The sequence below is a fragment of the Halanaerobiales bacterium genome (genome assembly GCA_035270125.1).
In the GTDB taxonomy this organism is placed as follows: Bacteria; Bacillota; Halanaerobiia; order Halanaerobiales; family DATFIM01; genus DATFIM01.
Genome location: DATFIM010000083.1, coordinates 1 through 6236 on the forward strand (window position 1 = coordinate 1; position 6236 = coordinate 6236).

Below are 6236 nucleotides of genomic sequence, written 5' to 3' on the forward strand. Positions count from 1 at the left end.
TGTGGAACATTTTGAATATTTCTTCCTCTATATTTTGTTAACTCTTTTTTATCAAAAAAAGTACCATCTACTAAGAGTAAATCTGAACTTGAAGAAACTTTATTAAATTTTTTCTTGAAATTTTGCCAGCTATCAATATCAGGGAGATAGAAAAGAGTTTTGGATTCTCCTTTTATTAAAAATGATGCTGTATCTGTATATTCAGCTCTATGAGGCACTTTTATTGCTTTAATTTTGGGCCTTGTAATTTCTTCAATGTTTTTTTCAAACTTAAATAAAGAAAGGTTTATATTATTGTTTTCTATTAAACTTTTCCATGGTTGATTTTTTATTAAAAATTTTTTCATTGATTTTGAAGTAAAAATAGTCAAATTATTATAATTTATTGCCTCTTTTCCAAAATATATTAGACCAGTATAATGGCCAATATGGGCATGTGTTAAAAATACTGCTTCTAGGTGATCATCAGGAAAATTATATTTTTGAGCAGTTTTATTTAGAGATTGCAATTGTGCAGGAAAATGAGGTGTAGCGTCTATAATATAGCTTTTTTTATTTTTAACATCTAAAATTCCAAGTGAAGCAGGCAATCTAATTAAATTTCTGTCTTTTTTGGCTGCTATACAATTAGGACAGGAACAATCAGGTTGGGGGTATCCCCCGTCCTGTGCCGTTCCCAGTACTTTAATTAGAATTTTGTTCATTATTATTACCTCCTGAGATAGTTAACGGATACAAGTTGTCAATTTCGCTATTCTGTCTTTGCTATTGAAATACCAGTTACACCATATATTAAATTAAATAAAATAGCAAGCATAGGAAAAAACAATAATGGTATGAATTCCCCGGGAGCTACCCCCAACATATTTGCCGCAAAAATTGCTGGAACTCCCCAGGGAACTAATGTTATACCAACAGTTCCACCAGCTTCAACAATTCGGCTTAAATTTTTACTGTGTAAATTCATTTTTTTAAAAGAAGAAGAAAACATTTTTCCAGGTATAATTATAGCTAAAACCTGTGCTCCAGTACTTAAACCTATTAAAAATGAACTTATTAAAGATGTTACTAGTAACTGTTGTTCTCCTTTAACTAAGTTCATTATTTTACTAACAATAGTCTGCAGTATACCTACTTTTTGCATAATTCCACCAAGAGCAGCAGCTGTAATAAGTAATATTATTGTTCCTCCCATGGAATTTATTCCACCTCTATTAAATAAATCATTAATCATAGTTATATCACTTTGGGCATTAAAACCAGATGTAAAAGCACTAAAAACACTAACTAATGTTGCACTTTGAAAAATCAAAGCGAAAATCCCTCCTGAAATAGAAACTGATAAGAGAGTTGGAATTGCTGGTGTTTTTTTAACAGCAAGAATTATAGTAATTATAGGTAAAATAAACAATATGGGGGTTAAATTAAATGTATTTTCCAGTCCAAACATTAATGAATTTATTTCATCTGTTCCCTTAACATTACTGCTAACATAATTTAGACCGATTATTCCATAAATTATAAGTGAGATAAAAAAAGCCGGAATAGTATCCCATAACATATGTCCAACATGTTCAAATAAATTACTTTCCGTCATAGCAGCTGCAATATTTGTTGTATCGGATAAAGGAGATAATTTATCTCCAAAAAATGCTCCAGAAATTATTGCTGCTGCAGTAAGAGCAGAAGGAAAACCCATAGAATTGCCAATTGTAATAAGGGCAATCCCAACAGTTGCTATAGAAGTAAAAGATGTACCAAGAGTAGTTGCTACAATAGCTGTTATGAGTGCAGCTAAGGGTACAAAAATTGTTGGGTTTAAAAATTTAAGCCCATAATAAATCATAACTGGAATTACACCACTGGCAATCCAGGTACCTATAATTGAACCAACAATAAGTAAAATAAAAACAGCAGGTAAGGCATTTGCTACACCTTTTTTCAAACCATCTTCTAATTCATTCCATGTATAATTATAATATATTCCTATTACTCCAGTTGTTATTATAGAGCTAATCAATGGAACTAACATACCAACGCTCCAGAAAAAGACAGAAAGAGCTCCCGTTAAAAGAAGAACAACAATAGGTAAAATAGCCATTTGAAAAGTAATTTTTGATTTTTTCATAATTTTATACCTCCATTTTTTTTATTAATAATAGCTAAAAATTTTGAAGAAAATAAAAAAAGCCCCCCTTTTCAGGGCGACTTGTATGCACGGTACCACCTGAATTATTCTGCTAAATGTAAAACAGAATATCTCTCTTGAAAGCGAACACTTCCTCACCGGATAACGACGGATTACGGCCTGGCTTACTAATATTTCAGCTGGCAACTTAAGAGGTGTATTTCGGCAAAATGCTTACTTTTCCTCCTTCAAAGTTTTTAACATGTTAAATTGTTAAAACTTATTATATATAAATTTATCTCTCCTGTCAAGAAAGATCACTTATTTTGTTATCTGGAATTACACCATCTCTAAATAGGTCAATTTGTTTTGTTTTATCTTCTTTACTAAGTTTAGATCCTAAATCCTGTACCCAATTAAATATTGAGCTATCACTTGTGGATGTTTCTAATATATTATCTATTTTCTTGGAAGTTTTCTATATGGCAGATCATTTACTAAATCTAAAGCTGTTTCTTTTAATCCAGGTAATTGGCTTTCAGCTGAGGGTATATTTAAATATTCATCAAGTAAATATCTGTATTCATCATTGCTATCCTTATAATATATTCTCTTAATTGTTTACTAACAAACAAATTCAAAATATTTTCTTCTAATTTTTTATTATCATGCAATTCTCTTCTTAATTCTTTTCGGTGACTAAAACTTTCTAATAACATAAATTTTATTGATAAAAATAAAGCAAAGCTTGAGTTAACTTCAAATTACATTTCTAAATTTATCTCAGTTTTCTCTCTAATCCATTCAATTGAACGATTTATGACAAATTCCCAGTCCATATCAGAATTAATAATTGCTTTATAATCTTTATAACCAATTTTATTAAATTTATTTACTAATTTTTTAGCTTGAATAGATTTAACATTTTTAGATTCTTCATAATGCAAAATAAGTAAAGGACTATCAATTTTTTCTGGCCAGTAATAAGAAGACTTTGCTATATATTTTTCTTCAATTTCTGAAGGAGTTCCTCCTAATTTTTCTTCAAAAACTTTCTTTCTGGCACTAATACTATCATTATATAAACCTATAAGATCAGTTGGAGTATTAAAAACTGCAGCAGCATTTAAGCCGACATCATTTTTAATTGCCTGATATACCATCTGTCCCCCTTTTTCAATTCCTATAGCAGCCATTTTATTTTCATTTACATAAGGTAAACTTTTAGTAAGTTTAACTAAATCTAAAAACTGTTCACTATCTGATGCTGAAAAATCTTCTAATTGATTACCTCCATAATCACCTTCATATTTTGGAGATACAATAATATAATCTTCTGAGAAAAATGAGGTGAACCAGTATGCTAACCTTTCATTTTCTCTTTCTTTTACTTTAGCAGATCTATTAAAAAATAAAACTGGGTAATTACCCTCTTCTTTAGGTTTCATTATTACAGCTTTAGCTTCTTTTTCACTACTAAGATAATTAATAGAATATGTGTCAATTTTCTTAATTTTTTCTTTTAACTTATCAGACTTTTTATTATCAAATTGTTCATTTACGCTAAGTACGTCAATTTTTTCAGCAGATACTATTTTCCCATCATTATTTTCATTTAGTGCATTTAAATCTTGCTCTAAATATGGACCTCCTCCATCACGAAGAAAAATAAAACCTAAAATACCTAAAATAACAACTAAGATGATATAAGATTTCTTCATTTTCTTAATCCTCCTCATATATTTAATTAATAAGTTATAATCTAGTATTTATATTTGTTTAAATAAAATAAATAACCTAAGATGATTGCACAAAACAATGCCAGAACGACTCGCCCACTTCCAAAATAATAAGCTCGAGAAGCTGTAATAGCAAAATATATTATCAACAAAATAAAAATCCCGATTAATAACTTTCCAATAAATTTTAATAATTTCACCATATATCTCCTCCTGGACAAATGTTAGAATTTTTAATCTAAAATAATATTGTGTATATTTTAAATGTTAAATAAAAATTAATGTATTCCTTCACAAATAAAAAAATCACTTCTCTCGAAGTGATTTAATAATTTATATTTCTAAAAAGAAAATAAATCTAAAAATATTCTAATAACATTTGCTCCACCAATTGCAGTTCCAGCTATGCTACCTAAATTAGCTAAAATAACAATTAACAATATATGAGTAACTTTATTCGTATAAATTTCTTTTATACTCATCCCACCAGAAAGTTTTTGAAAATCTTTTACCTGAGGTTTTTTCAAATAAGCTTCTGTTAAACCTGCAAACCAACCAGCAGCTAAAGCAGGATTTAAAGAACTTAAAGGTGCAACAATAAAAGCAGTTAAAATAGTTAAAATATGTCCTTTAGCAAAAATAGTACCTATACTAGCCAATAAACCATTCCAAAAAAACCAGGTTTTAGTAACTTCTAACCCTGTATTGATATTATTAATAAAACTAGAAATAATAATAACCATAATTAATGATGGAATTCCCCAGGATATAATTTTACTCCATTTGGGTTTATTAGGAAGTTGAGTAATTTCATTCATATTTTGTTCTTTAAATATTTCTTTTTTCACTCCCGGGACATGAGCGGCACCTAATACAGCAACAATCTTATTCCCAGAAGCATTTTTTATTTTATTGGCTAAATATTGATCTCTTTCATCAAGTAAATGTTTTTTAATACCAGGAAATGATTTACCCATTTCTTCTAACATTAGATTTAAGCTATCACCACTTTTAAGCTCTTCCATTTCCTCTTCAGTTATTTCTTCATCTATAAAAAGCATAGTGATAATTTGAAATATTAATTTAATCTTTTCCCAAATTCCAAGTCCACGCCATACTCTCTTAAAAGTAAGTTGAATATCCCTGTCAGCAAGCACTAAATTTGCATCAATTTTTTTAGCAGATTTAATCCCCTGTACCATTTCTGCTCCGGCATTTATACCCAATTTTTCTGCAATTCGGTTCTGAAAAGAACTAATTATTAAATTAACCAGTAATAATAAAGCTTTTCCCTGTTTAATTACTTCAAATATATCCATATCACTCCATTTATCTTTATCATTAATAGATTCATACCTTTGTTGGTCTAATTCTACACAGACACTATCCGGTTTTTCTTCTTCTATAACTTTTTTTACCTGTTCTGCACTATTTTTAGAAACATGAGCTGTAGCAATCAAAATTATTTCTTTATCTTTATAAGAAAGCCTTTGAACATTTTTTTCATTCATAATATCACCCTTTTAATGGTATACTAATATCTATTTCACCAACCGGATATTAATTTCCTTTTTATTTATTATTAGACATAAAAAAATGGTGCTGAAGATGGAAGTCGAACCCATATGAGCGCAAGGCCCACCGGATTTTGAATCCCATAATTACTTTTTCAATTCTTATCAGATTTTATTATGATCTCTGGCATAATAACAATAATAAGCTTTTATTCGATTTTAGTTTATCATATATTTATATCTAGTATCAAATTTTTTAGTAGGATTATGTTAGGATTTAATTTTAGATAAATAATTTTTAAATATTAATTTACATTATATACAACCTCATTTAAATCTTAATGGTTTATTTACTGTTTTTCTCTATATGTAAATATAAATCTAACATTCTATCAAGTATATTAAAAACTTCTTTATATTCTTCTTCATTTAGATTTTCATACGGCTTTTTATTTAAAAATTTATCTATAAAAATAATCATACCTCTATCAATTAAATTATCAGGAATACACCCTAAACTGAAATTAGAACTTCTATTGTAATCTTCATCATGGTAAAACATCATTAAATCACTAAATTTATCGTAATGATCACCCAGATAATTATTGAATAATCTTATTTTGGATTCAAAAACTTCAATTGGATTTTGTAAAGTCATGCTAGGCTCTAAAGAAAATGCAAATCCTGCTCTAAACTGTTCTCTGTTTTTTTCATACCCTATATTTACCTGAAATCCTTTTCTGCCTCCTGAATGAAAAACATAAGTGTCTTTTATACTTCTTTGTGAAAAATATCATATATAACCACTTTTATTAATCTTTTTATTTCTTTTCTATAATTTTGTAATTCACCTAT

6 protein-coding genes are annotated in these 6236 nt (G+C 28.3%); all 6 read right to left on the minus strand.

What is annotated here, in order from left to right; genetic code table 11:
- Positions 1-704, minus strand: a 704-nt coding sequence (locus tag VJ881_04505) for an MBL fold metallo-hydrolase (protein ID HKL75310.1), incomplete at its 3' end; no start/stop codon positions are given.
- 47 nt (positions 705-751) lie between these two features.
- Positions 752-2128, minus strand: coding sequence for a Na+/H+ antiporter NhaC (gene nhaC / locus VJ881_04510; GenBank protein HKL75311.1), 1377 nt, complete (start codon positions 2126-2128; stop codon positions 752-754).
- Positions 2129-2682: 554 nt separating this feature from the next.
- Positions 2683-2847: a hypothetical protein gene (locus VJ881_04515; GenBank protein HKL75312.1), complete on the minus strand. Its 165-nt coding sequence runs from the start codon at positions 2845-2847 to the stop codon at positions 2683-2685.
- 45 nt (positions 2848-2892) lie between these two features.
- Positions 2893-3849 carry a prolyl oligopeptidase family serine peptidase gene (locus VJ881_04520; protein HKL75313.1) on the minus strand — a complete coding sequence of 319 codons (957 nt, stop codon included), beginning with the start codon at positions 3847-3849 and terminating at the stop codon, positions 2893-2895.
- A 359-nt stretch (positions 3850-4208) separates the two neighbouring features.
- The gene (locus VJ881_04525; GenBank protein HKL75314.1) at positions 4209-5378 is read right to left on the minus strand and encodes a TraB/GumN family protein; all 1170 of its coding nucleotides are present in this window, start codon (positions 5376-5378) and stop codon (positions 4209-4211) included.
- 349 nt (positions 5379-5727) lie between these two features.
- Entirely contained in the window at positions 5728-6039 is a 312-nt protein-coding gene (locus VJ881_04530; GenBank protein HKL75315.1) for a hypothetical protein, read from the minus strand.
- Positions 6040-6236 lie beyond the last annotated feature (197 nt).

Coding starts and splice junctions, on each gene's coding strand:
- VJ881_04515 (HKL75312.1), bottom strand. CDS start 2,847: ATGTTATTAGAAAGTTTTAGTCACCGAAAAGAATTAAGAAGAGAATTG.
- nhaC (HKL75311.1), bottom strand. CDS start 2,128: ATGAAAAAATCAAAAATTACTTTTCAAATGGCTATTTTACCTATTGTT.
- VJ881_04525 (HKL75314.1), bottom strand. CDS start 5,378: ATGAATGAAAAAAATGTTCAAAGGCTTTCTTATAAAGATAAAGAAATA.
- VJ881_04520 (HKL75313.1), bottom strand. CDS start 3,849: ATGAAGAAATCTTATATCATCTTAGTTGTTATTTTAGGTATTTTAGGT.
- VJ881_04530 (HKL75315.1), bottom strand. CDS start 6,039: ATGACTTTACAAAATCCAATTGAAGTTTTTGAATCCAAAATAAGATTA.